Consider the following 24,238-nt stretch of genomic DNA (forward strand, 5'->3'; position numbering starts at 1 on the left):
GTACTCTTATTTAATTATTTTTTCTTCTTGGAAATAATAAACTTCGAGGTCGTCTTCTTCGGGTTACGAGTCTTATAACCCTTGGCAAGCAGACCCTTGCGCGAACGCGGGTGACCACCCGACGCACGGCCTTCGCCACCACCCATCGGGTGATCCACCGGGTTCATGACGACACCGCGGTTGCGCGGACGGCGGCCGAGCCAACGCTCGCGTCCTGCCTTGCCGGAGCTTTCGAGGCTGTGGTCGACATTCGACACGACACCCACCGTTGCGCGGCAAGTTACGAGTACCATACGAGTCTCGCCCGAAGGCAGCTTGATGACGGCGAATTTGCCTTCACGAGCCAGCAGCTGGGCGTAGGAACCGGCCGAACGGGCCATAGCGGCCCCCTGACCGGGGTAGAGTTCAATGTTGTGGACGACCGTACCCAGGGGAATCTCGCTCAAGAAGAGCGTGTTTCCGACCTCGGGAGCAACGCCTGCGCCGCTCATTACGGTCTGGCCCACCTGGAGTCCGTTGGGTGCGATGATGTAGCTCTTCTCACCGTCGGCGTATGCCAGGAGTGCGATGCGTGCGGTACGATTCGGGTCGTACTCGATCGATTTTACAGTTGCGGCGATGCCGTCCTTCGAGCGTTTGAAGTCGACGTTACGATACATCTGCTTGTGACCGCCGCCGATGTAGCGGACCGTCATTTTGCCGTCGTTGTTACGTCCACCCGAGCTCTTCTTGGGGCTGAGCAGCGATTTCTCCGGTTTCGACGTCGTGATCTCGTCGAACGTGCCGATAATCTTATGTCTCGTACCTGCGGTTACAGGTTTAAATTTTCTTACTGCCATCTTCGTTAGATATTACTGTAAAAATCGATCTTGTCTCCATCCTTCAAGGTGACGATCGCCTTCTTGAAGTTATTGGCGCGACCCTCCAAGAGGCCCGCCTTGGTGTAGCGGCTCTTGAGTTTGCCCATGTAGTTCACGGTGTTCACGTCCGTAACGACGACGTTGTACATCTGCTCTACGGCATTGCGAATCTGCAGCTTGTTAGCCCTCACGTCAACGATAAAACCGTAGCGATTCAACTTTTCGCCCTGAATCGTCATTTTCTCGGTCAAAACCGGCTTAATAATAATGTCCATTGTAACTTGCGTTTTTAAGCTAACATCGTATTCAATACATTCTCGGCGCCTTCCACCATCACGATGGCCGATGCGTTCATCACGTCGTAGGTGCAGACGTTCTGAGCCAGCACGGGCTTCACGTAGGGAAGGTTGCGGCACGACAGCTGCAGGTTCACGTTCGATTCGGGGAGAACCAGCAGCACCTTCTTGTCGTCGACCTTGAGCGCCTCGGCCAGAGCCACGACCGACTTGGTCTTGGGAGCCTCCATCGACATCGTCTCGACGATGCTGATGGCGCCGGCCTGCGCCTTGTAGGTCAGTGCGCTGCGGCGGGCCAGCTGCTTGAGCTTCTTGTTGAGCTTGAAGCTGTAATCGCGGGGCTGGGGACCGAAAACGCGGCCGCCTCCCGGGAACAGGGGCGACTTGATGCTGCCCGCACGGGCGCCGCCGGTTCCTTTCTGGCGCTTGAGTTTGCGCGTCGAACCGGCGACTTCGTTGCGCTGCTTCGACTTGTGCGTGCCCTGACGCTGGTCAGCGAGATACTGCTTCACGTCGAGGTAAATAGCGTGGTCATTAGCCTCCACGCCGAAGACGGCGTCCGAAAGGACTACCTTACGACCCGTCTCTTTTCCTTGTGTGTTTAATACAGCTAATTCCATACTATTTTTCAATCGTTAAATAAGCACCTTTTGCTCCCGGAATCGAACCTTTCACGAGGATGAGGTTGCTCTCGGGGATTACTTTCAATACACGCAGGTTCAAAACCTTGACCTGCTCGCCGCCCATCTGGCCGGGCAGACGTTTGCCCTTGAAGACGCGCGAGGGATAGGACGATGCACCCAGCGAACCCGGCTTGCGCGCACGGTTGTGCTGGCCGTGGGTCTGGCCGCCGACGCCGCCGAAGCCGTGACGCTTCACTACGCCCTGGAAGCCTTTTCCTTTCGAGATCCCGGTCACATCGACCCAGTCCTCCTCCGAGAAGAGGTCTACGGTCAGCGTGTCGCCGAGATTCACTTCAGGCATGTCCTTGAATTCCGCAAGTTTGCGTTTCGGAGTCGTGCCGGCTTTCTTGAAGTGACCTAACAAACTGCTGGTGGCGTGCTTTTCACTCGTCTCGTCATAGGCAATCTGAACCGCCTCGTAGGTATCCTTCTCGACGGTCTTGATTTGCGTAACAACGCACGGTCCAGCCTCAATGACAGTGCATGGTATGTTCTTACCCTCGGCACTGTAAACGGAAGTCATTCCGATTTTCTTTCCAATAAGTCCTGACATTTGTTGTCAATTGTTTGTTATAAATAGTAATAAAGTGATGTTAAGTTTTTGTCTTACCGATTTTCCGACCCATCGCCGCCTGCGGCGGCGTTTACGAGCCGGATCACCCCTCATCCCCTCTCCGGAGGGGACTTATACACCGCAGCGCGGCAAAAGCGGAGGATTGTTAAAAACCGGTAAGGCTCCGTTCGATCACACCTTGATCTCTACCTCCACACCCGAGGGAAGCTCCAGTTTCATCAGCGCGTCGATCGTTTTGGGCGTCGACGAGTAGATGTCGAGGATACGCTTGAAGGTGCAGAGCTGGAACTGCTCGCGGGCTTTCTTGTTGACGAAAGTCGAGCGGTTGACCGTAAAAATCTGCTTGTGCGTGGGAAGGGGCACCGGGCCGCTCACGACGGCACCCGTGCTCTTCACGGTCTTCACAATCTTCTCGGCCGACTTGTCCACGAGATTGTGATCGAATGACTTTAACTTGATTCTAATCTTCTGGTTCATATTGTTTGCTTATTCTATATCCTTACGTTTACCACTCGCTTTCTCGATGATCTCCTTAGCCAGGTTGGCAGGAACCTCCTCGAAGTGCGAGAACTCCATGGACGAGGTTGCGCGGCCCGACGAAATCGTACGCAGCACGGTCACATAGCCGAACATTTCCGACAGGGGAACCTTGGCTTTCACCACGCGGGCGGTGCCCTTCGACTCCATGCCGGTAACCTGTCCGCGACGCTTGTTCAGGTCGCCGATGATGTCGCCCATGTTCTCCTCGGGGGTCACGACCTCCACGTTCATGATAGGCTCCATAATCACCGAACCGGCCTTGGGAGCCGCTGCGCGGTAACCGTTGCGGGCTGCGATCTCGAACGACAGCTGGTCGGAGTCCACGGGGTGGAACGAACCGTCGAGCAGCGTGATCTTCATCGAGTCCATCTTGTAGCCGGCCAGCGCACCATTCGCCATCGCCGAAGCGAAGCCTTTCTGCACAGCGGGGATAAACTCCTTGGGAATGTTACCGCCCTTGACCTGGTCTACGAACGTAAGGCCCATGGCGCCGTCGTCGGCGGGACCGATCTCGAAGATGATGTCGGCAAACTTACCGCGGCCGCCGGTCTGCTTCTTGAAGACCTCGCGGTGCTGAACCGTCTTGGTGAGCGACTCCTTGTAGTTGACCTGGGGAGCGCCCTGGTTGATCTCCACACCGAACTCGCGGCGCAGACGGTCTACGATGATGTCGAGGTGAAGCTCACCCATACCGCTGATCACCGTCTGACCCGAATCCTCGTCGGTGTGAACCGTGAAGGTGGGGTCCTCTTCTGCCAGCTTGCCCAGGGCGATGCCGAGCTTGTCGAGGTCCTTCTGGGTCTTCGGCTCTACGGCCAGACCGATCACCGGCTCGGGGAAGGTCATCTGCTCCAGCACGATGGGTGCGTTCTCGGCGCAGAGCGTGTCGCCCGTGCGGATCTCCTTGAAACCTACGGCCGCGCAGATGTCGCCGGCGCCGACGGTCTCCATCGGGTTCTGCTTGTTGGCGTGCATCTGGTAGATACGGCTGATACGCTCGCGCTTGCCGCTGCGGGAATCCAGGACATAGGAACCTGCATCGAGCTTACCCGAGTATACGCGCACGAAAGCCAGACGGCCTACGAACGGGTCGGTAGCGATCTTGAACGCCAGGCCGCAGAACGGATCGCTCTCCGAAGCGTGGCGAACCTCTTCCTGCTCGGTTTTGGGGTTCATGCCCGTAACGGGGGGCAGGTCGAGCGGCGAGGGCAGGAAAGCCATCACGTAGTCGAGCAGCTTCTGCACGCCCTTGTTGTGGAACGACGAACCGCAGAGCATCGGGACGATCTGCATCGAGATCGTCGCCTTGCGGATCGCTGCGAGCAGCTCGTCGGCGGTGATCGAATCGGGGTCCTCGAAGAACTTCTCCATCAGCGCATCGTCGGTGGCAGCCACCTCCTCGATGAGCTTGCCGCGCCACTCGGCGGCCTCGGCCTTCATCGACTCGGGAATCTCCTTCAGCTCGAAGTTGTCGCGGACGGTCTTGTCGTCGTAATAATAGATAGCGTTATTATATATAAGGTCTACCAGGCCTTCGAACTTGTCCTCGGCGCCGATAGGCAGAACGACCGGGAGGGCCGTAGCACCGAAGTGCTCCTTGATCTGTGCGCACACCGACAGGAAGTCGGCGCCCGTGCGGTCCATCTTGTTGACGTAGCCGAGACGGGGCACGTTGTACTTGTCGGCCTGACGCCATACGGTCTCCGACTGCGGCTCCACGCCGCCAACGGCGCAGAACGTGGCGATAGCGCCGTCCAGCACACGCAGCGAACGCTCCACCTCGACCGTGAAGTCGACGTGTCCCGGGGTGTCGATCAGGTTGATCTGGTACTGGTTGCCCATGTAGTTCCAGAAAGCGGTCGTTGCAGCCGAGGTGATCGTGATGCCGCGCTCCTGCTCCTGAACCATCCAGTCCATGACGGCAGCGCCTTCGTGCGTTTCACCGATCTTGTGGGTTTTGCCCGTGTAGAAAAGGATTCGCTCCGACGTGGTGGTTTTACCGGCATCGATGTGAGCCATGATACCGATATTGCGAGTATATTTTAAATCTCTGGTTGCCATCTGTTCGGTCTCCTTATTAGAATCTAAAGTGTGCGAATGCCTTGTTGGCCTCGGCCATGCGGTGCATCTCCTCCTTGCGCTTGAAGGCTGCGCCCTGCTGGTTGTAGGCATCCAGTATCTCTGCTGAAAGCTTGTCTGCCATCGTCTTGCCGGCGCGCTTGCGGGAATAGAGGACAAGGTTTTTCATGGAAATAGAAATCTTGCGCTCCGGACGAACCTCCATAGGAACCTGGAACGTCGCACCTCCGATACGCTTCGATTTCACTTCGACTTGGGGTGTGATGTTCTCCAGAGCCTGTTTCCAGACTTCCAGCGGAGATTTATCAGCATCCTTCATCTTCTTGCCGACGATTTCGAGCGAGTCGTAGAAAATCGTGTAGGCAATACTCTTCTTACCATCCAGCATAAGGTTGTTCACGAAACGGGTCACGGCCACGTCTCCGAACTTCGGATCCGGAAGTAGAATTCGCTTTTTTGGCTTAGCTTTTCTCATTGCTATTTAAAAATGATCTGTTAGAAACTCTCTTGTTGTTGACTACTTGCCTGCCTTGGGACGTTTGGCTCCGTACTTCGAACGACGCTGACGACGTCCGTCCACGCCTGCCGAGTCGAGTGCGCCGCGCACCAGGTGATAACGTACACCGGGGAGGTCCTTCACACGACCGCCGCGGACGAGCACGATGGAGTGCTCCTGCAAGTTGTGGCCTTCTCCGGGGATGTAGGCGTTGACCTCCTTGCCGTTGGTCAATCTTACACGCGCTACCTTACGCATTGCCGAGTTCGGCTTTTTCGGGGTCGTCGTGTACACACGCGTACATACGCCTCGGCGCTGGGGACACGCAGCCAGTGCGGGAGACTTCGACTTGTCCTCCATCTTCACACGGCCGTTTCTCACTAACTGTTGAATAGTTGGCATTTCTAAAACTGTCCTTTAATTGTTAAAAAATCTATCTCCATTGTCCAAAATGGACTGCAAAGGTACGCATTTTTTCGGAAATACAATATATACGCGCCTCTTTTTTCACCATTTTTCAGGATTTTACGCCGCTTGCAATACTTTTTACTTATAGAATTTACAGCAAAATAAATCACACTTATATGTAAACCGGCAACGGATTTAGTATCAGCGTCATAAACCGAACACTCCGGACCTCGATCCCCGGCACGGACTTTGCCCTGCAAACGGCGTGCAGACAGGCCCTCCCGGCAGGAACGGCCCGAAAACAAACTGCACCGCAAAACCATGACGATCTCCAGCAACCGATTCACAAACACGCTTTTACCGGTGATTTTCACCGTGCTCGCCGGCTTCGCGGCGTGCAGTTCGGACGACGACGCCCCCGAACCGCCGAAACCCTCCGGCTACGACATCTACACAGCGGGCTACACCACGCCCGCATCGAAGGCCGTCGCGACGGTCTGGAAAAACGGACAGCAGCTCTACACGCTCACCGACGGCACGAACGACGCCTGGGCCTACGCGGTCTGCGTCTCGGGCGGCACGGTCTATGCCGCCGGCTACGAACGGCAGGGCGACCGGATCGTGGCGAAGGTCTGGGAAAACGGCACGCTGAAATACACCCCTGGCAGCCCCGGCGCCGATTCCTACGCTTACTCGGTCTTCGCCGCAAACGGCAGCCTCTACACGGCCGGGAGCGAGGAGAACGACGGGGCCTTGACGGCGAAAATCTGGAAAGACGGCGATGCGCTCTACGCCTATTCGGTCAGTCCGGCCATCTCGCAGGCCCGGTCGGTCGCCGTCTCGGGCGGCGACATCTACGCCGCAGGCAGCCTGCAGAGCGGGTTCACGAAACCGCTCGCCGTGGTCTGGAAAAACGACAAGGCGCACTACACGCTCTCCGACGGGGAGACCGCCGCCGGGGTGAACGCCCTCTGCCTTTCGGGCAGGACGCTCTACACCGCAGGCCACTCGGGCGGCGCCGCGGTGGTCTGGAAGGACAGGGAGCTGCTCTACGCCCTGACCGACGGCAGCTCCTACGCCGAAGCCACCGCCGTCTGCCGGTTCGGAAACACGCTCTACACGGCGGGCTACTACACCGACGGCTTCGAGGAGGAGGGCGTCGTCTGGAAGGAGGGGCAGGAGTTGTTCGACCTCTCCGACGGCACGGGCAGCGGTTCGATGCCCTATTCGGTCGCCGTCTGCTACGACGACATATTCACCGCCGGAACGATTTTCGGCACGACGCGGACCGCCGTCGTGTGGCACGGCGACGAGATCCGCTACACGCTCTCCGACGGCACCGGCCACAGCGAAGCCTACTCGATGTGCGTCGTCCCGCTCTACGACTGACACATCCCGCAAAACGGGGAAAAGGGGGCGCGGCCGAATGGCCGCGCCCCCTTTTACATACAACCGCACTGCCCGTCACCGGGCGATCCGGACGATCCACGCGTCGTAATAACCCTCGCCGTGCGCCACGCCGTCGACACGGATCGGACTGTGCACCTCCGCCTCGTAAATGCGCTCTTTCCGGTTTTTCTTCCAGACCACATAAAGATCGAACTCCACCTTCGTGGAGGTCCCGTCGCCCCAGTCGACCACGAACGACTGTCCTTTCAGGTCGTCCGTCGGATCGAACTCGCCGAAGGCAAGGTGATAGCCCTTGATCCTGTCGTACTCATTCGCCCCTTCGAGCCGCAGCGCCAGCGGCCGCGGCATCGTGGCCCGCGTCATCGGAACCGGCCGGACATCGGTCGTCACTTCATAACGCTTCCCGTCATACGTCACGGCAATGGGTTGGCCGAGAATCGTACCGGCCTCATCGGGATCGAGCAGGTTCACGCCCGTCGCGGCGTCGGAAACGAAAAAACAGACCGAAGGATTCACGAAATCATAGATCGGCATCTCGTATTCCACCTCCTCCGAACAGCCGGAGAGCGCACCCAGCGCCAGCGGCACACACAGCAAACAAAGTCGAAATTTACACATAAGCCCACAATTTAAATCCCACAAAAGCCACTCCCGGATAAAGATACGTTTTTTTTCCTATCTTTGCGGGAAAATCCGCAACAAAATTACACGAGATATGGAGTACAATTTCAAGGAGATCGAGGCCAAATGGCAAAGCCGCTGGAAGGCGGACAAAACCTACAAGGTGGAGACGGACCCCTCGCGGCTCAAATTCTACGTGCTGGACATGTTCCCCTACCCCTCGGGAGCGGGCCTGCACGTCGGCCACCCGCTGGGCTACATCGCCTCGGACATCTACTCGCGCTACAAGCGCCTCAAGGGATTCAACGTCCTCCACCCGATGGGTTACGACGCCTTCGGCCTTCCCGCCGAGCAGTATGCGATCCAGACCGGACAGCACCCGGCCGTGACCACCGAGCAGAACATCGCCCGCTACCGCGAGCAGCTGGACAAGATCGGATTCTCGTTCGACTGGGACCGCGAGGTGCGCACGTGCGACCCCGGCTACTACAAGTGGACGCAGTGGGCGTTCCTCAAAATGTTCTCCTCCTACTACTGCAAGGACGAGCAGCGGGCGCGCCCGATTGCGGAACTCGTCGCCGCGTTCGAAAAGAACGGCACCGAGGGACTGAACGCCGCCTGCACGACCGAGATGCACTTCACGGCCGCCGAATGGAACGCCATGAGCGAGCAGGAGAAGGAACGGATCCTCCAGAACTACCGCCTCGCCTTCCGCGCCGACACGATGGTTAACTGGTGTCCGAAACTGGGAACCGTGCTGGCCAACGACGAAGTGCACGACGGACTTTCGGTCCGCGGCGGCTATCCGGTCGAGCAGAAGCGCATGAAACAATGGCTTCTGCGCGTGACCGCCTACGCCCAGCGGATGCTCGACGGGCTGGACAAGCTCGAATGGAGCGACTCGCTGAAGGAGATCCAGCGCAACTGGATCGGCCGTTCGGAGGGTGCGCAGGTCTTCTTCGACATCCGGGATTCGGAGAAGAAACTGGAGATCTTCACCACCCGTCCCGACACGATCTTCGGCGTGACGTTCATGGTCATCGCCCCCGAGCACGAGTGGGTCGGCTCTCTGACGACGCCCGAAAACAAGGCCGCCGTCGAGGAGTACATCTGCCAGACCAAGAAACGCTCGGAGCGCGACCGCATCGCCGACACGAAGCGCGTAAGCGGCGTTGCAACAGGATCATACGCCATCAACCCCTTCACACACAAGGCCATTCCGATCTACATTTCCGACTACGTGCTGGCGGGCTACGGAACGGGGGCCATCATGGCCGTTCCGGCGCACGACTCGCGCGACTGGGCCTTCGCGCGGCACTTCGGGCTGGAGATCGTTCCGGTGGTCGAGGGCGGCGACATCGAGAAAGAGTCGTACGACGCCAAATCGGGGAAAGTGATCAACTCGGATTTCCTCAACGGCATGGATGTAAAGGAGGCGATCCAGACGATGTTCGCCGAAGTCGAGAAGCGCGGACTGGGCAAAAAGCTCGTCAACTACCGCCTGCGCGACGCCATCTTCTCGCGCCAGCGCTACTGGGGAGAGCCGTTCCCGATCTACTACAAGGACGACACGGCCTATCCGCTGGCGGAAGACAAACTGCCGCTGGAACTGCCTCCCATCGCGGATTTCGGCCCCACGGCCGAGGGCGAACCGCCCCTGGCCCGCGTCAAGGAATGGGCGACGCCCGAGGGTTACCCCTACGAACTGTCGACGATGCCCGGATTCGCCGGATCGTCGGCCTACTACCTCCGTTACATGGACCCGCACAACGACAAGGCGCTCGTCGGGAAAGAGGCGGACGAGTACTGGCGCAGCGTCGACCTCTACGTGGGCGGCATCGAGCACGCCACGGGCCACCTGATGTACTCGCGCTTCTGGAACATGTTCCTCTACGATCTGGGCTGCGTCTGCGAGGAGGAGCCGTTCCGCAAACTCGTCAACCAGGGCATGATCCAAGGCCGTTCGAACTTCGTCTACCGCATCGTGGGGACCAACAAGTTCGTGTCGCTGGGCCTCAAGGACCAATACGAGACGCAGGCGCTCTACGTCGACGTGAACATCGTGAAGAACGACCTCCTCGACCTCGACGCCTTCCGCGCGTGGATGCCCGAATATAAGGACGCCGAGTTCATCCTCGAAGACGGCAAATATGTCTGCGGCTGGGCCATCGAGAAGATGTCGAAGTCGTTCTACAACGTCGTCAACCCCGACTACATCGTCGACAACTACGGCGCCGACACGCTGCGCATGTACGAGATGTTCCTCGGGCCGCTCGAGCAGTCGAAACCCTGGGACACGAACGGCATCGACGGCGTGCACAAGTTCCTGCGCCGCTTCTGGCGGCTGTTCTTCGACCGCGACGGGCAGCTGTGCGTCACGGACGAAAAGGCGACCGAACAGGAACTGCGCACCCTGCACAAGACTATCAAAAAGGTCTCCGAGGACATCGAGAACTTCTCGTTCAACACCTCCGTCGCAGCCTTCATGATCTGCCTCAACGAGCTGGGCGAGTGTTCGAAGCGCGAAGTGCTCGAACCGCTGACCGTACTGCTCGCCCCCTTCGCCCCGCACATCGCCGAGGAGCTGTGGGCCGCGCTCGGACACACCGGCTCGGTCTGCACGGCCGCCTATCCGGTCTGCGACGAGAAGCACCTCGTGCAGAACTCGTTCGAATACCCCGTGTCGGTCAACGGCAAGCTCCGCTTCAAGAAAGAGTACGCCGCCTCGATGACGCCCGCCGAGATCCAGGCCGACGTCGTCACGGCCCCCGAGGCGCAGAAATGGCTCGAAGGCAAAGCCCCGAAAAAGATCATCGTCGTGCCGGGCAAGATCATAAACATCGTGATCTGACACTCGCCACACTTAAATTCCGATTTATGAAACGCACCCTATCACTTATCGCAACACTCCTGCTTATGACCGCAACAGTATCGGCACAGGATTACGGACAGGCCGCGACCCTCAAGATCTGGGACAACACGACCGCGCCCCACAGCAACGGCATCACGACGCCGGAAACGGAAAAAGAACCCAACCGCGTTCGGAACACCTCCGAAGCGGTCCTCTACATCTTCCCGGCCGACAAGGCCAGGGCCACCGGCCAGGCCGTGGTCATCTGCCCGGGCGGCGGCTACGGCATGCTGGCCATGGACCACGAGGGCTACGAGATGGCCCGCTGGTTCGCCGCCAACGGCATCACGGGCGCCGTGCTGAAATACCGGATGCCCAACCACCATCCCGAAGTGCCGCTGGAGGACGCCGTACAGGCCCTGCGCATCATGGCGGGACTCGAAGCGGGCGCCACGGGCTACACGGCCGACAAAGTGGGCATCGTAGGCTCCTCGGCCGGCGGTCACCTCGCGGCGATGGCCTCGACGATCGGCAGTTTCAAACCGGCCTTCTCGGTCCTCTTCTACCCGGTCATCACGGCCGTGCAGGGCAAACGCCACCAGGGATCGTTCATCAACCTGCTGAGCGAGGAGCGCACCCCCGAGCAGGATGCGGCCTACTCGCTGGAGAGCCGCGTGACGGCCGACACCCCGCCCGCCATCCTGCTGCTCTCGGACGACGACAAGACGGTTCCGCCCGTCAACAGCACGCTCTACTACAACGCCCTGAAGGCGCACGGCATCGAGGCTTCGATGCACATTTACCCTTCGGGCGGCCACGGCTGGGGCATCCGCGACAGCTTCCGCTACAAGGAGCAGTGGCAGGACGCCGTGCTGGACTGGCTCCGCCGGATCAACAGATAGGCCGGGCACGAACCGCGCCCCGGCAACCGCATACCGGAGGGAATCCCGCGCCAGGGGTTCCCTCGGTCGGTTTTTTCGGCCCGCGCATTGCCGTTTGCCGATTATTGCGTATCTTTACGGCCAAAATAAAACACTTATGGCAGACAATACCATATTGAACCGCCTGGACGGTCTGAAACTCAAATACGAGGAGACGGGACAGAAACTCACCGACCCCGAAGTGATCGCCGACGTCAAGCAGTTCATCCAGCTGACCAAGGAATACAAGGAGCTGGAGCCGATTATCGAGACCTCGGAGCGCTACCGCACGGCCGTCGCCAACCTCGCCGAAGCCAAAGACACGTTCTCCAACGACAAGGACGAGGAGATGCGCGAAATGGCCCGCGAGATGATCGCCGAACTGGAGCCCCAGCTCGCGCAGATGGAGGAGGAGATCAAGCTGCTGCTGATTCCCAAGGACCCGCAGGACTCAAAAAATGCCATCGTGGAGATCCGCGGCGGCACGGGCGGCGACGAGGCGGCGATCTTCGCCGGCGACCTGCTGCGCATGTACACCAAATACATCGAGTCGAAAGGCTGGCGCTACGAAATCACCTCGTCGTCGGACGGCGCCGCGGGCGGTTTCAAGGAGGTGGTGCTGAAAGTATCGGGACAGAACGTCTACGGGACGCTCAAATACGAGTCGGGCGTGCACCGCGTGCAGCGCGTGCCCCAGACCGAGACGCAGGGCCGCGTGCATACTTCGGCCGCCTCGGTCGCCGTGCTTCCCGAGGCCGAGGAGTTCGACGTCGAGATCTCGATGAACGACATCCGCAAGGACATCTTCTGCGCCAGCGGTCCCGGCGGACAGTCGGTCAACACGACCTATTCGGCCATCCGCCTGACGCACATCCCCACGGGCATCGTCGTGCAGTGCCAGGACCAGAAATCGCAGCTGAAGAACTTCGACAAGGCTTTCGAGGAGCTGCGCACGCGCGTCTTCAACCTCGAATATTCGAAGTACCTCGACGAAATCGCCTCGAAGCGCAAAACGATGGTCTCGACGGGCGACCGTTCGGCCAAGATCCGCACCTACAACTACCCGCAGGGGCGCATCACCGACCACCGCATCAACTATACGATCTACAACCTCGCGGCCTTCATGGACGGCGACATCCAGGACTGCATCGACCACCTGATCGTGGCCGAGAACGCCGAGCGTCTGAAAGAGAGCGAACTTTAGCCGCTTAAAAAACCCTTTTCAGGGGCAGCAGGGGCGGGATGAGCCGCAGCCGAAACCCGTTGCCCCGGGCCGTCTAAAAAACGGCTTTCAGGAGGGGGGGGGCCGGACTTGCGCCCCGGATTCGGCTCCGGCCGTTTCAGATAAACGAAACAAGCGATGAAGATTCCCGCCGATTTCGACGCCGAGATCTGGAGCGTCGTCGCAGAGATTCCCGCAGGACGGGTCGCGACCTACGGGCAGCTGGCCCGGCTGATCGGCATGCCCGGCCATGCGCGCCGCGCGGGACGGGCGCTGGCGATGGCTCCGGAGGGTCTGCCCTGCCACCGGGTCGTCAACAGCCAGGGCCGGACAGCGCCCGGATGGACCGGACAGCGGGAGCTGCTCGCAGCCGAAGGCGTCCGTTTCCGGGCCAACGGCTGCGTGGACCTTTCGGCTTCGGGCTGGGAGGAGATCGGATAGTCCGCAGGCAATATCCCGGCCCTGCCGGCCGTTTTGCAAAAAAAGATTACGGTATGAAAAGATACGCACTGCTTCTCTACATCCTGTTTCTCGCCGCAGCCGTCCGTGCCGCGACGCCCAGGCCGCAGCCCCTGTACATCGTCAACGGCAAGGAGACGTCCGAGATACGCTCGATTCCGCCCGAGGACATCGAGAACGTCGAGATGCTCCCCGCCGACGAGGAGACCATCGCCCGCTACGGCCAGCGGGCCGCACACGGCGTGATGCTCATTACGCTGCGCTACGACCGGCCGGCCTCCTTTCCCGCGGACTCCGCCTTCGGCAGCTACATCGCCCGGCAGGTGCGCTGGGACGAGAGCGAACCCACGGCGCGCGTGGTGCTGCGCTACAAGATCACGCCCGACGGCGAGACCATCGTCCAGCAGGAGCTCGAATCGACCGACAACCGCCTCAAGCGGCGCGTGCTGAAAGCCGTGGCGGAAGCTCCGCGCTGGCATCCGGCGCAGAAGAACGGCGCGCCGGTCGAAAGCGAAGGCGTGTTGAGCATCCAGCTTCCCGAGGGCCGGCGCATGCCGCGGCAGGCGGAGCTGGTCATCCGCTGACAACTCCGCTCCCGAAACCCGCAAACCTCATCTGCAAAAGCCCCTGAAAAACTCCGAAACGTGAAAACCAACTCCCTCTCCGCATGGATTCTGGCCGTCAGGCCGTACAGCCTCGGCAACTCCGTCATCCTCGTCCTGATCGGCTCCGCACTGGCCTGGACCGACCGCGGATTCCATTGGCTTCCGGCCGTGCTGTGCCTCGCATTCGCCCTGCTGATGCAGTGCACGGCCAACCTGGTGAACGATCTCTGGGACTTCCTGAAGGGGGCCGACCAGCCCGACCGGCTGGGTCCCGACCGCGCCTTCGCCAAAGGCTACATCACCCTCGGGGCCATGAAGGCGGGCATTGCGGGATTCACCCTCGCGGCCTGCGCCGCGGGCGTCGCGCTGCTCGTCTGGGCGCTCCACGCCGGCGCGCTCCGCTACGGAGGCTGGGAACTCGTCGCCGCAGGCGCCGCCTGCATCGTCTTCGCCTGGTTCTACACCGCAGGCCCTTACCCGCTGGCCTACCACGGGCTGGGCGACGCCGCGGTCATCCTCTTTTTCGGACTGGTCCCCGTGGGATTCACCTATTACATCCAGACCGGCGCGTGGACCCCGGAGGTTCTCGTCGCCGCGCTGGCCTGCGGCCTCGTGATCGACACGATGCTGATGATCAACAACTTCCGCGACCGCGAGGAGGACGCCCGCTGCAACAAACGCACGATCGTCGTCTGCCTCGGCGCAGGCGTCGGCCGCTGGGGTTATCTCGCCCTGGGAACCGCGGCCGTCGCGCTGTGTCTCACGCTGCTCTTCGCAGGCCGCACGTGGGCCGCCCTGCTACCCCTTCCCTACCTCGCCGCACATATCTCCACATGGCGCAAGATGGTGCGCATCGACCACGGCGACGCGCTGAACGTCTGTCTGGGTGAAACGGCCCGCAACATCCTGCTGTTCGGAGCCTTGTTCACCCTCGGAATTCTGCTGGGCCGATGACTGAATCACAACACATTACCCTGCGCGAGTTGCAGCGCCGCGTGAAGTCGGCGCTCGAAGGGCAGTTCGCGCTGCCCCTCTGGGTGAGCGCCGAGATTTCGGAAATCAAGGTCAACTACTCGGGCCACTGCTACCTGGAGCTTGTGGAGAAGGGCGGCGACAACGGCGTGCCGACAGCGCAGGCCCGGGCCGTCGTGTGGCGTTCGAACTACCCCCGCATCGCAGGCTATTTCGAGGCCGAAACGGGCCAGCGGCTCGCCGCGGGCATCAAAATACTGGCCAAGGCGCTGGTCTCCTACCACGAGCTTTACGGCTTCTCGCTCCAGATCACCGACATCGACCCCTCCTACACGCTGGGCGACATGGAGCGGCAGCGGCAGCAGACCATCGCGCAGTTGCAGCAGGAGGGCGTCTGGGACATGAACCGCGAGGCGCCGATGCCGGCCGTCGTGCAGCGCGTGGCCATCGTGTCGAGCGCCAACGCCGCCGGCTATCAGGACTTCTGCAAGGAGCTGGCCCGAAGCCCCTACCGTTTCGAGCTGACCCTGTTCGACGCCTTCATGCAGGGCGAAGCGGCCGAGGAATCCATCATCGAAGCCCTGTGCAACGTCGCGGCCCGGCCGGAAAAATTCGACGCCGTGGTGCTGATCCGCGGAGGCGGGTCGAGGAGCGACCTCAACTGCTTCAACGCCTACCGCCTCTGCGCCCACGTGGCGCAGTTCCCGCTGCCGGTGGTGACGGGCATCGGGCACGACAAGGACACCAGCGTGGCCGACATGGTGGCCCACACGGCGCTCAAGACCCCGACGGCGGTGGCCGGATGGCTGGTCGAACGGATGGCCGAAACCGACGGGTGGCTCGACTGCGCCGCCCTGCAACTGAACGACATGACGAAGGCCGCGATGCACGCCTCGGAGGTGCGTCTCGAACGCCTCTCGGGCGAAGTGAGGCGGCTGAGCGGCGAACTCCTCACGCGGCAGACGCTGCGTCTGGAACATTTCACAGAGCTGCTGCCCGACGCGGCGCGCGACTTCCTCGCGCGGCAGGGCGTGCGGCTCGGCAACGCCGCGGAACTGATCGCCGGACGTTCGCCCGAACGCATCCTCCGGCTGGGATTCGCCGTCCTGCGCGCCGGAGGCCGTGCCGTGACCTCGGCCGGGAGTGTCGCCGCAGGCGAGCAGGTCGAAATCGAAGTCTCCGACGGCAGGATAAATGCAACCGTAAATTCCGGAAAAATATGGCAAAAAAAGAACTGACCTACGCCGAGGCGATGGCCGAAATCGAAAAAATACTGGCGCGCCTGCGCAACGAAGAGATGGATGTCGACAGCCTCGCCGCCGAGGTGAAACGCGCCACGGAACTGATCGCCTCGTGCAAGGCGCGGTTGCGCAAGGCCGAAGCCGACGTGAACAAAGTGCTGGAATAGGATGAAAAAACTGATTCGCTGGTCCCTGAACCACATCCCGCGCCCCGTGCTGCAACGCATCGCGGGTTGGGCCGTGCCCGTGGCCGGGCTGTTTTACAAGGGCCGCGGAGCCGAATGCCCCGTGTGCGGTGCGAAATACCGGAAGTTCATGCCCTACGGCTACGTGGAGTCGCGCCCCAACGCACTGTGCCCCAAGTGTCTGTCGCTGGAACGCCACCGCCTGCTGTGGCTCTACCTGACGCGCGAGACCGATCTGCTGACAGCTTTTCCGCGCACGTTACACATTGCTCCCGAGGTCTGTATCATGCGTCACCTCAAGCCGCACTTCCGCTCGCATCCCGGGCAGTATGTCACGGCCGACCTCGAAAGCCCGCTGGCGAACCTGCATTTCGACGTGCAGCAAATCCCGCTGGCCGACGGTTCGGTGGACGTGGTGATCTGCAACCACATCCTGGAGCACGTCGACGACGACCGCAAGGCGATGCGCGAACTGCACCGGATCCTCCGCCCCGGGGGCTGGGGCATCGTCCTCTCCCCGGTGGATGCGGACTACGAGCAGACCTACGAGGACGACTCGATCACCGACCCCGACCATCGCACGCGCATCTTCGGGCAGTACGACCACCGGCGCATCTACGGTGCCGACTATGCCGACCGTCTGCGCCGGGCGGGTTTCGAGGTCGCGGACATCGACTATGCCGCGACCCTCACCGAGGCCGAACGCAGGCTATACGCCCTGCCGGCCGATCACATTTACGTGGTTTACAAAGTCTGACAGGCGGCCGTCGAAACGCTCGTCCGACGGGAACCGCCCGACGGCGATCCGGGGCTTGGTCTTGCCGTGAAAATCGCTTCCGCAGGTTATGAAAGCGTCCTTGGAGAGGGCCAGCGAAGCGAAATAGACGGCCTGTTCGGGGGTGTGGTAGTTGTTGAAGACCTCCAGTCCTGCGGCCCCGCGGTCGAGCAGCCGCCCGGCAGTCTCCTCCCGGCCCCGGAAATTCAGCCCCGGATGCGCCACGACGGGCACGCCCCCGTTGTCGCGGACCAGCTCCACAGCATCGCGGAAAGCCATATACTCCACGGGCACGAACGCCGGGCGCCCCTGCGCGAAATAATCGAGGTAGAAGTTGATGTAAGGCATGTCGCTCCGCTCGCCGCCCTCCATATAGGGCCGCAGCAGGGGCGTATGGTATTTTGCGTCGGAGAGCATCACCTCGGCGATCAGTTCGCCCGTGGGGAGCTTGTCACCGGCGGCGGCCAGCACCGCATCGGCATCCACCGCAAAGCCCAGACGGAGGAGGTTATCGACCATACCGCCGAACGACGCCACGACCTTCGCGGCGACCGTCTCCTCCAGCCGCGCGAAATCCGCCGAACGCCAGTCGATGCCGTAGCCCAGCAGGTGCAGGTCCGTGCCCCGGTAATTGCAGTCGATCTCGATGCCCGAAATGAAGCCCAGGCCCGCAGCGGCGGCCCTTTCGGCGGCCTGGCCGACGCCCCGCACCGAATTGTGGTCGGTCAGCGAAAAGGCGTCCAGTCCGCGGGCCGAACACATATCAACGATTGCGGCGACGGGAAATTCCCCGTCGCTGCTGTATCCGGAATGGATATGCAGGTCGAAAGCATTCATAATCAATAGAGGTAAAACACGATTCCGACGAAATGCGCCGCAACCGCAAGGTTAATCAGCAGATGCCACACCATGTGGTGATAGCGGAAGCCCTTGCGGGCGTAGAACCATGCGCCGAGCGTGTAGAGCAGGCCGCCCAGCGCAATGAGCGTCACGAGGGGCGTCGAAGCGTGGCTGATGAACAGCGGGAGGAAGAAGACGATCGTCCAGCCCATGACCAGGTAGATAGTCAGACTGATGGCGGGTATCGATTTGCGGGACAGGGATTTGTAGAAAATCCCGAAAATCACCATCGCCCATTGCAGGACGGTGATGAACACCCCCTGCCAGCCGCCGATGACCGACAGCGCGATGGGCGTGTAGCTGCCCGCGATGGCGACGTAGATGAAAATGTGGTCGAGGATGTGGAAAACCTCCTTGTGCTTCGACTGCGGGTTCATCGAATGGTAGAGCGTCGAGGCGAGGAACATCAGGAAGATCGAAATGACGAAAACCGAGACCGAGACCGAGGCCAGAACCCCTCCGGGATCATGCACATAGGCCCACACGGCGGCGAAAGGAAGGGCCAGCAGCGCCAGAAGCGACATCACGCCGTGCGACACGGCATTGCCGATTTCCTCGCCGACCGTCGGCACGTAAATTGCCTTTTTCTTGTCCATAGCACAACTGTTCAATTCTACATGCCAAATTTATGAAAAATTTTCATATCTTTGCCGTCAAGGCTTCAGGTTAGGTAAAAATGGACTTTTCACGTTACGAAAAACTCCGCTCGCTCGTGCGCGCGAATTTCTCGGAGCAGACCCGGGCACTCGTCGACGAGGCGCTGGAGTATGCCGACGGGAAACTCGCCGGACTGGTGCGCTACGACGGCTCGCCCCTGCTGGAGCATGCCGCCGCGGTGGCTTCGATCGTGATCTCGGAGGTGGGCCTCGGCCGCAACTCCTCCATTTCGGCAATCCTGCACGACGTCGTGCGGCTGGCCCACAAGCAGCTCCCCGCCGAGGAGTTCCTCGCCCTGAGCGCCGACATCCGCCGCCGTTTCGGAGATCAGGTCGTGGGCATCACCCTCGGGCTGGCCAACATCTCGGAACTGAAGCTCAAGGTGGCCAAGGAGCAGGCCGACAATTTCCGCGACCTGATCGTGAGCTACTCCGAAGACCCGCGCGTCATCCTGATCAAACTGGCCGACCGGCTCGAAGTGATGCGTTCGCTCGAAATGTTCCCGCGCGAGAAATGGCGCAAGAAGAGCTGGGAGTCGATGAACCTCTACGCCCAGATCGCCCACAAGCTGGGTCTCTACTCGATCAAGAGCGAGCTGGAGGACATCGCCCTGCGATACCTCGAACCGAAGGATTACGAGCACATCGTCATGAAGCTCGAGGAGAGCGCCGAGGAACGCCGTGCATTCATCGGGCGGTTCCTCGTGCCGATCGAGCAGCGGCTCAACCGCCTCGGCATCAAATACCACATCAAGAGCCGCACCAAGTCGATCTTCTCGATCTGGACCAAGATGCACAAACAGCACGTCCCGTTCGAGGGCGTCTACGACATCTTCGCCATCCGCATCATCATCGACTGTCCGCAGGAGGCCGAGAAACAGCTCTGCTGGACGGCCTATTCGGTGGTGACGGACTTCTACACGCCCAACCCCAAGCGCATGCGCGACTGGATTTCGATTCCCAAGTCGAACGGCTACGAGTCGCTGCACACCACCGTGTCGGCCGAGGGCCGCTGGGTCGAGGTGCAGATCCGCACCGAGCGCATGGACGCCGTGGCCGAGCGCGGTATCGCCGCGCACTGGCGCTACAAGGGCGTCAACCAGGGGGCGCAGACCAGCGAACAATGGCTGGGACACCTGCGCGAACTGATGGAGGACACGACCCACTCGCTGGCGCAGCGTTTCGACGCCAAACCCGCGTCGGGCGAAATCTTCGTCTTCACGCCCAACGGCGACCTGCGGAAACTCCCCGAGGGAGCCACGCTCCTCGACTTCGCGTTCGACATCCACACCTCGCTCGGCTCGACGTGCGTAGGCGGACGGGTCAACGGCCGCGCCGTGCCGATCCGCGAACAGCTGCGCAACGGCGACATCGTGGAGATCACCACCCAGAAAAACCAGACGCCCAAGTCGGACTGGCTGACGTTCGTCGTCACTTCGAAGGCCCGCAACAAAATCAAGTCCTTCCTGCGCGAGGAGCAGGCCAAGCACACGCGCATGGGACGCGAGGAGCTGGAACGCAAACTCAAGAACTGGAAATTCGCCATCACGATCGACGAGGCGGTGGCTTACCTGGCCAAATACTTCAAACTGCGCCTCGGCACGGAGGTCTACGCGCTGATCGCCACCCAGAAGCTCGACTTCGGGTCGATCAAGGAGATCCTCTCACGCCACCTTTCGGGCGAAGCCGAAGAGGAGCGCCGCGCCGCGGCCGCCGAAATCGAACGCCAGAAGGCCGCGCTGCACGGCACGCAGGAGAAGGCCGCTCCGCAGGACGCGCTGGTGATCGACGACGACATCTCGAAAATCCAGTACAAGCTGGCCAAGTGCTGCAACCCGATCAAGGGCGACGACGTGTTCGGATTCGTGACGATCAACGCGGGAATCACCATCCACCGCTGCGACTGCCCCAACGCCAAGCGCATGCGCGAGAATTACCCCTACCGCGTGATCGACGCCCGCTGGCGGCAGTCGGCCGAAGGGGCGTTCCGCGTCACGATCCGCATCGTGGCGGCCGACACCACGGGCATGGCCAACCACATCACCGAGGTCATCGTCCGCGATCTCAAACTGGGCATCCGCTCGATGAACTTCGCACCCGCCGGGAACGGCTGCGTGGCGGGAGAAGTGGCCGTCGAGGTGCCCGGCACGGCCGTCGTGGACACGCTCATCCACCAGATCATGCGCATCAAGGGCGTACAGCGCGCCTACCGCGTCAACTAATTCCGCAAACAACTTTTTACCCACACAAACGATAAATGAATAACAACACAATCAGCGTCGTTTTCGCCGACTCATCGCACGCACATTACGCACAGCGTATCTGTGACCTGATCTATGAGTCGGCCCTGCAGCGGGGTACGGGCATCGCAAAGCGGTCGCCCGAATACATCGCCGCAAAAATGACCGGTGGCAAGGCCGTCGTGGCGCTGGACGGTGAAAAACTGGTCGGGTTCAGTTATATCGAGTGCTGGGGTCACGGCGACTTCGTCGCCACCTCAGGACTGATCGTCGATCCCGAGTACCGGCATATGGGACTCGCGGAGCAAATCAAGCGACGAACCTTCGAGCTGGCCCGACGACGATTCCCGTATGCCAAGTTATTCAGTATCACCACGTCGCTGCCGGTCATGAAGCTCAACTCGCGGATGGGGTACACCCCCGTGACCTTCTCGGAACTGACCGAGGACGAGGATTTCTGGCGCGGCTGCGAAGGCTGCTGCAACTACGACATCCTCCAGCGCAACAACCGCCGCATGTGCCTCTGTACAGGCATGCTCTACGACCCGGCCAAGGAGCCGCCGCAGAAACAGTCGCGGCTGGCCCCCTACCGGATGTTTTTCCGAAATAAAGTAAAGAAGTTGTTTCATTTGAAATAGGTCAACAAGTTATTGCCCCGGCTCCTGCTCCCGGATCTTGTTGTCGCCGCCTTCGGCGTCGTCTGCAAATCCGACCCCATCCCAAACCCTTCCCCCAGGGAAGGACTTAAATGCCGCTGACGCGGCAAAATCGGGGATTCCGGACGTCGGTTGTTCAAGTACAAATTAAAAACTGTCATAAAATGAAAAAGAAGAAAGTGGTTCTGGCGTTCAGCGGCGGTCTGGACACCTCGTTTTGCGTAAAATACCTCTCCGAGGAGAAGGGTTACGACGTTTACACGGCAATCGCCAATACGGGCGGATTCTCGAAACCCGAACTCGAAAAGATCGAGAAGCGCGCCATGGACCTGGGCGCCGTGGCTCACGCGACGCTCGACATCGAGCAGGAATACTATGAAAAAAGCATCCGCTACATGGTCTTCGGCAACATCCTGCGCAACGGAACCTACCCCATTTCGGTAAGTTCGGAGCGCATTTTCCAGGCCATCGCCATCATCGAATACGCCAAGCGGATCGGCGCCGACGCCGTGGCCCACGGCTCGACCGGAGCGGGCAACGACCAGGTGCGCTTCGACCTGACGTTCCAGATCCTCGCCCCCGAGATCGAGATCATCACCCCGACGCGCGACATGACCCTGACGCGCGAATACGAGATCGACTACCTGCGCAAGCACGGCATCACGGCCGACTACAAGAAGATGGAGTACTCGATCAACAAGGGGCTGTGGGGAACCTCGATCGGCGGCAAGGAGACCCTCCACTCGGAGCAGACGCTCCCCGAGGAGGCTTATCCGAGCCAGATCACGGCCGAAGGCGAGGAGCGGCTCACGATCACGTTCCACGAGGGCGAGATCGCGGCCGTCAACGGCACGCCCTACACGGACAAAGTCGAGGCCATCCGCGCCGTGGAGGCCATCGGATCGAAATTCGGTATCGGCCGCGACATGCACATCGGCGACACGATCATCGGCATCAAGGGCCGCGTGGGCTTCGAGGCCGCCGCGCCGATGCTGATCATCGCCGCGCACAAGATGCTCGAAAAGCACACGCTGACCAAATGGCAGATTTACTGGAAAGACCAGGTGGCGACGTGGTACGGCATGTTCCTCCACGAAGCACAGTACCTCGAGCCGGTGATGCGCGACATCGAGGCGATGCTCCTGTCGTCGCAGCGCAACGTGACGGGAACCGTGGAGCTGATCCTGCGGCCGCGCAACTATACGCTCGTGGGCGTCGACTCGACCTTCGACCTGATGAAGACCGACTTCGGCGAGTACGGCGAGGTCAACAAGGCGTGGACGGCCGACGACGTGAAGGGATTCACGAAAATCCTCGGCAACCAGATCAAGATTTTCCACAACGTCCAGAAACGCAACAAGAAATGATCCGGGCCGGCATTATCGGAGGCGCCGGGTACACCGCCGGCGAACTGATCCGCCTGCTGGTCAACCATCCGCAGGTGGAGATCGCCTTCGTCCACAGCACCTCGAACGCGGGCAACCGCCTTCGGGACGTGCACGGCGGGCTGGAAGGCGACACCGACATGCGGTTCTGCGACACGTACGACCTCACGGCGGCCGACGTGGTGTTCCTTTGTTCGGCGCACGGGCAGAGCCGGGTCTGGATGGAGGAGAACTCGATCCCCGCAGGCGTGAAGATCATCGACCTGGCGCAGGATTTCCGCGACGAGTCGTGCGGATTCGTCTACGGCCTTCCGGAACTGAACCGCGAGCGCATCCGCCGGGCGGAACGCGTGGCCAATCCGGGGTGTTTCGCCACGGCGATCCAGCTGGCGCTGCTGCCGCTGGCCGCTGCGGGGCTGTTGCAGGACGAGGTGCACGTGACGGCGGTGACGGGTTCGACCGGCGCGGGCGTAAAGCCCTCGGCCACGACCCATTTCAGCTGGCGGTCGGACAACATTTCGGTTTACAAGGCCTTCACGCACCAGCATTTGCTGGAGATCGGACGCAACCTGCGGCGGCTGGAGCCGTCGTTCGGCTACGAAGTGAATTTCGTGCCGATGCGCGGCGACTTCACGCGGGGCATCCTGGCGAGCGTCTACACGGCATGTCCGCTCGACGGCGAAGCGGCATCGAAGCTCTACGCCGACTTCTACGCCCCCTCGGCATTCACCCGCCTGACGGAACGCGACGTGGACCTCAAGCAGGTGGTCAACACCAACAAGGCGCTGCTCCACACGGCCAAACACGGCGGGAAACTGCACGTCGTCTCGGTCATCGACAACCTGCTGAAAGGGGCGTCGGGACAGGCCGTGCAGAACATGAACCTGATGTTCGGGCTGGACGAGAAGGAGGGTTTGCGGCTGAAAGCCTCGGCATTTTAATGCCCGTTTCACGGCATCCACCGTGGTTCACACTACCTTTTGGTGGCAAAAGGTAGCACCAAAACCATCCGCATGTCGCTTTCGCGGGAACAACCTCCAGCCCGCCTTGGGCGGCGAATGAATCCGACTCGATGCCGGAGCCGTCAAACGAAGGCCCGGCTAAAAGGGGCAAGAAAAGGGGCAGGGGCGCGTGCGTCCCCGCGAATAGGCGCCCGTTTCGAACGTTAGACGGGACGAAGCAGGCGAAGGCATCTGTCGGAGAG

The 24,238-nt window shown here is 60.9% G+C and carries 25 protein-coding genes; 14 read left to right on the forward strand and 11 right to left on the reverse strand.

Annotated features, from left to right (window positions below; all coding sequences use genetic code 11):
• Positions 1–14: 14 nt before the first annotated feature.
• The 8 genes from rplB to rpsL all read right to left on the reverse strand — a co-directional run bounded on the left by rplB (position 15) and on the right by rpsL (position 5,930).
• Positions 15–839: a 50S ribosomal protein L2 gene (rplB, locus tag ACGHP5_RS04895; RefSeq protein ID WP_290533330.1), complete on the reverse strand. Its 825-nt coding sequence runs from the start codon at positions 837–839 to the stop codon at positions 15–17.
• A gap of 5 nt (positions 840–844) precedes the next feature.
• The gene (rplW, locus tag ACGHP5_RS04900; RefSeq protein ID WP_015547048.1) at positions 845–1,135 is read right to left on the reverse strand and encodes a 50S ribosomal protein L23; all 291 of its coding nucleotides are present in this window, start codon (positions 1,133–1,135) and stop codon (positions 845–847) included.
• 14 nt (positions 1,136–1,149) lie between these two features.
• Complete coding sequence (gene rplD, locus ACGHP5_RS04905; protein ID WP_290533329.1) at positions 1,150–1,776, reverse strand: 50S ribosomal protein L4; 627 nt, start codon at positions 1,774–1,776, stop codon at positions 1,150–1,152.
• Position 1,777: 1 nt separating this feature from the next.
• The gene (rplC, locus tag ACGHP5_RS04910) at positions 1,778–2,392 is read right to left on the reverse strand and encodes a 50S ribosomal protein L3 (protein WP_195459883.1); all 615 of its coding nucleotides are present in this window, start codon (positions 2,390–2,392) and stop codon (positions 1,778–1,780) included.
• A gap of 192 nt (positions 2,393–2,584) precedes the next feature.
• The gene (gene rpsJ / locus ACGHP5_RS04915) at positions 2,585–2,890 is read right to left on the reverse strand and encodes a 30S ribosomal protein S10 (protein WP_004329464.1); all 306 of its coding nucleotides are present in this window, start codon (positions 2,888–2,890) and stop codon (positions 2,585–2,587) included.
• A gap of 9 nt (positions 2,891–2,899) precedes the next feature.
• Entirely contained in the window at positions 2,900–5,014 is a 2,115-nt protein-coding gene (fusA, locus tag ACGHP5_RS04920; RefSeq protein WP_290533328.1) for an elongation factor G, read from the reverse strand.
• Positions 5,015–5,030: 16 nt separating this feature from the next.
• On the reverse strand, positions 5,031–5,507 hold the full coding sequence (rpsG, locus tag ACGHP5_RS04925; protein WP_015547046.1) for a 30S ribosomal protein S7: 477 nt from the start codon (positions 5,505–5,507) through the stop codon (positions 5,031–5,033).
• Positions 5,508–5,549: 42 nt separating this feature from the next.
• Entirely contained in the window at positions 5,550–5,930 is a 381-nt protein-coding gene (gene rpsL, locus ACGHP5_RS04930; protein ID WP_022061192.1) for a 30S ribosomal protein S12, read from the reverse strand.
• 327 nt (positions 5,931–6,257) lie between these two features.
• Here rpsL and ACGHP5_RS04935 point away from each other — a divergent pair, with 327 nt between their 5' ends.
• A complete protein-coding gene (locus ACGHP5_RS04935) occupies positions 6,258–7,325 on the forward strand; it encodes a hypothetical protein (protein ID WP_390568160.1) in 1,068 nt (355 codons plus the stop codon).
• A gap of 75 nt (positions 7,326–7,400) precedes the next feature.
• Here ACGHP5_RS04935 and ACGHP5_RS04940 read toward each other — a convergent pair whose 3' ends face one another.
• Complete coding sequence (locus ACGHP5_RS04940; protein ID WP_295901787.1) at positions 7,401–7,964, reverse strand: hypothetical protein; 564 nt, start codon at positions 7,962–7,964, stop codon at positions 7,401–7,403.
• Between the two features lie 97 nt (positions 7,965–8,061).
• On the opposite strand from ACGHP5_RS04940, the gene leuS reads away from it, so the two are divergent.
• The 9 genes from leuS (at position 8,062) to ACGHP5_RS04985 (ending at position 17,179) form a co-directional block, all read left to right on the forward strand.
• Complete coding sequence (gene leuS / locus ACGHP5_RS04945; RefSeq protein WP_390568161.1) at positions 8,062–10,818, forward strand: leucine--tRNA ligase; 2,757 nt, start codon at positions 8,062–8,064, stop codon at positions 10,816–10,818.
• A 65-nt stretch (positions 10,819–10,883) separates the two neighbouring features.
• The gene (locus tag ACGHP5_RS04950; RefSeq protein ID WP_290533324.1) at positions 10,884–11,720 is read left to right on the forward strand and encodes an alpha/beta hydrolase; all 837 of its coding nucleotides are present in this window, start codon (positions 10,884–10,886) and stop codon (positions 11,718–11,720) included.
• A gap of 136 nt (positions 11,721–11,856) precedes the next feature.
• Positions 11,857–12,942, forward strand: a complete 1,086-nt coding sequence (prfA, locus tag ACGHP5_RS04955) for a peptide chain release factor 1 (protein ID WP_290533323.1) — start codon at positions 11,857–11,859, stop codon at positions 12,940–12,942.
• Positions 12,943–13,098: 156 nt separating this feature from the next.
• Positions 13,099–13,401 carry an MGMT family protein gene (locus ACGHP5_RS04960; protein WP_015547042.1) on the forward strand — a complete coding sequence of 101 codons (303 nt, stop codon included), beginning with the start codon at positions 13,099–13,101 and terminating at the stop codon, positions 13,399–13,401.
• Between the two features lie 53 nt (positions 13,402–13,454).
• The gene (locus ACGHP5_RS04965) at positions 13,455–14,003 is read left to right on the forward strand and encodes an energy transducer TonB (RefSeq protein ID WP_195637232.1); all 549 of its coding nucleotides are present in this window, start codon (positions 13,455–13,457) and stop codon (positions 14,001–14,003) included.
• A gap of 60 nt (positions 14,004–14,063) precedes the next feature.
• Complete coding sequence (menA, locus tag ACGHP5_RS04970; protein ID WP_022062685.1) at positions 14,064–14,978, forward strand: 1,4-dihydroxy-2-naphthoate octaprenyltransferase; 915 nt, start codon at positions 14,064–14,066, stop codon at positions 14,976–14,978.
• A complete protein-coding gene (xseA, locus tag ACGHP5_RS04975; protein WP_390568162.1) occupies positions 14,975–16,234 on the forward strand; it encodes an exodeoxyribonuclease VII large subunit in 1,260 nt (419 codons plus the stop codon). The genes menA and xseA overlap by 4 nt, the downstream gene beginning before the upstream one ends.
• Entirely contained in the window at positions 16,216–16,404 is a 189-nt protein-coding gene (gene xseB / locus ACGHP5_RS04980; protein ID WP_337657404.1) for an exodeoxyribonuclease VII small subunit, read from the forward strand. The genes xseA and xseB overlap by 19 nt, the downstream gene beginning before the upstream one ends.
• Position 16,405: 1 nt before the next feature.
• The gene (locus ACGHP5_RS04985; protein ID WP_390568163.1) at positions 16,406–17,179 is read left to right on the forward strand and encodes a class I SAM-dependent methyltransferase; all 774 of its coding nucleotides are present in this window, start codon (positions 16,406–16,408) and stop codon (positions 17,177–17,179) included.
• On the opposite strand, the gene ACGHP5_RS04990 is transcribed toward ACGHP5_RS04985, so the two are convergent.
• Together ACGHP5_RS04990 and ACGHP5_RS04995 are read right to left on the reverse strand one after the other, a co-directional pair.
• Positions 17,132–18,034, reverse strand: coding sequence for a PHP domain-containing protein (locus ACGHP5_RS04990; protein WP_390568164.1), 903 nt, complete (start codon positions 18,032–18,034; stop codon positions 17,132–17,134). The genes ACGHP5_RS04985 and ACGHP5_RS04990 overlap by 48 nt on opposite strands.
• Before the next feature lie 2 nt (positions 18,035–18,036).
• Positions 18,037–18,693, reverse strand: a complete 657-nt coding sequence (locus tag ACGHP5_RS04995) for a hemolysin III family protein (protein ID WP_290533315.1) — start codon at positions 18,691–18,693, stop codon at positions 18,037–18,039.
• Positions 18,694–18,773: 80 nt separating this feature from the next.
• Between ACGHP5_RS04995 and ACGHP5_RS05000 the strand changes: the two genes are divergently transcribed.
• From ACGHP5_RS05000 to argC, 4 genes are all read left to right on the forward strand, one after another.
• Positions 18,774–20,975 (forward strand): RelA/SpoT family protein, encoded by a 2,202-nt coding sequence (locus ACGHP5_RS05000; RefSeq protein ID WP_390568165.1) that lies wholly within the window; start codon positions 18,774–18,776, stop codon positions 20,973–20,975.
• Positions 20,976–21,010: 35 nt separating this feature from the next.
• Complete coding sequence (locus tag ACGHP5_RS05005; RefSeq protein ID WP_290533313.1) at positions 21,011–21,631, forward strand: GNAT family N-acetyltransferase; 621 nt, start codon at positions 21,011–21,013, stop codon at positions 21,629–21,631.
• A gap of 182 nt (positions 21,632–21,813) precedes the next feature.
• A complete protein-coding gene (gene argG, locus ACGHP5_RS05010) occupies positions 21,814–23,016 on the forward strand; it encodes an argininosuccinate synthase (protein WP_337657395.1) in 1,203 nt (400 codons plus the stop codon).
• The gene (gene argC, locus ACGHP5_RS05015) at positions 23,013–23,975 is read left to right on the forward strand and encodes an N-acetyl-gamma-glutamyl-phosphate reductase (RefSeq protein WP_337771235.1); all 963 of its coding nucleotides are present in this window, start codon (positions 23,013–23,015) and stop codon (positions 23,973–23,975) included. Before argG ends, argC begins: the two co-directional genes overlap by 4 nt.
• Positions 23,976–24,238: the final 263 nt, after the last annotated feature.

The sequence above is a fragment of the Alistipes sp. i18-0019-D1 genome (genome assembly GCF_042852885.1).
Lineage (GTDB): Bacteria > Bacteroidota > Bacteroidia > Bacteroidales > Rikenellaceae > Alistipes.

Coding starts and splice junctions, on each gene's coding strand:
- rplB (WP_290533330.1), bottom strand. CDS start 839: ATGGCAGTAAGAAAATTTAAACCTGTAACCGCAGGTACGAGACATAAG.
- rplW (WP_015547048.1), bottom strand. CDS start 1,135: ATGGACATTATTATTAAGCCGGTTTTGACCGAGAAAATGACGATTCAG.
- rplD (WP_290533329.1), bottom strand. CDS start 1,776: ATGGAATTAGCTGTATTAAACACACAAGGAAAAGAGACGGGTCGTAAG.
- rplC (WP_195459883.1), bottom strand. CDS start 2,392: ATGTCAGGACTTATTGGAAAGAAAATCGGAATGACTTCCGTTTACAGT.
- rpsJ (WP_004329464.1), bottom strand. CDS start 2,890: ATGAACCAGAAGATTAGAATCAAGTTAAAGTCATTCGATCACAATCTC.
- fusA (WP_290533328.1), bottom strand. CDS start 5,014: ATGGCAACCAGAGATTTAAAATATACTCGCAATATCGGTATCATGGCT.
- rpsG (WP_015547046.1), bottom strand. CDS start 5,507: ATGAGAAAAGCTAAGCCAAAAAAGCGAATTCTACTTCCGGATCCGAAG.
- rpsL (WP_022061192.1), bottom strand. CDS start 5,930: ATGCCAACTATTCAACAGTTAGTGAGAAACGGCCGTGTGAAGATGGAG.
- ACGHP5_RS04935 (WP_390568160.1), top strand. CDS start 6,258: ATGACGATCTCCAGCAACCGATTCACAAACACGCTTTTACCGGTGATT.
- ACGHP5_RS04940 (WP_295901787.1), bottom strand. CDS start 7,964: ATGTGTAAATTTCGACTTTGTTTGCTGTGTGTGCCGCTGGCGCTGGGT.
- leuS (WP_390568161.1), top strand. CDS start 8,062: ATGGAGTACAATTTCAAGGAGATCGAGGCCAAATGGCAAAGCCGCTGG.
- ACGHP5_RS04950 (WP_290533324.1), top strand. CDS start 10,884: ATGACCGCAACAGTATCGGCACAGGATTACGGACAGGCCGCGACCCTC.
- prfA (WP_290533323.1), top strand. CDS start 11,857: ATGGCAGACAATACCATATTGAACCGCCTGGACGGTCTGAAACTCAAA.
- ACGHP5_RS04960 (WP_015547042.1), top strand. CDS start 13,099: ATGAAGATTCCCGCCGATTTCGACGCCGAGATCTGGAGCGTCGTCGCA.
- ACGHP5_RS04965 (WP_195637232.1), top strand. CDS start 13,455: ATGAAAAGATACGCACTGCTTCTCTACATCCTGTTTCTCGCCGCAGCC.
- xseA (WP_390568162.1), top strand. CDS start 14,975: ATGACTGAATCACAACACATTACCCTGCGCGAGTTGCAGCGCCGCGTG.
- xseB (WP_337657404.1), top strand. CDS start 16,216: ATGGCAAAAAAAGAACTGACCTACGCCGAGGCGATGGCCGAAATCGAA.
- ACGHP5_RS04985 (WP_390568163.1), top strand. CDS start 16,406: ATGAAAAAACTGATTCGCTGGTCCCTGAACCACATCCCGCGCCCCGTG.
- ACGHP5_RS04990 (WP_390568164.1), bottom strand. CDS start 18,034: ATGAATGCTTTCGACCTGCATATCCATTCCGGATACAGCAGCGACGGG.
- ACGHP5_RS04995 (WP_290533315.1), bottom strand. CDS start 18,693: ATGGACAAGAAAAAGGCAATTTACGTGCCGACGGTCGGCGAGGAAATC.
- ACGHP5_RS05000 (WP_390568165.1), top strand. CDS start 18,774: ATGGACTTTTCACGTTACGAAAAACTCCGCTCGCTCGTGCGCGCGAAT.
- ACGHP5_RS05005 (WP_290533313.1), top strand. CDS start 21,011: ATGAATAACAACACAATCAGCGTCGTTTTCGCCGACTCATCGCACGCA.
- argG (WP_337657395.1), top strand. CDS start 21,814: ATGAAAAAGAAGAAAGTGGTTCTGGCGTTCAGCGGCGGTCTGGACACC.
- argC (WP_337771235.1), top strand. CDS start 23,013: ATGATCCGGGCCGGCATTATCGGAGGCGCCGGGTACACCGCCGGCGAA.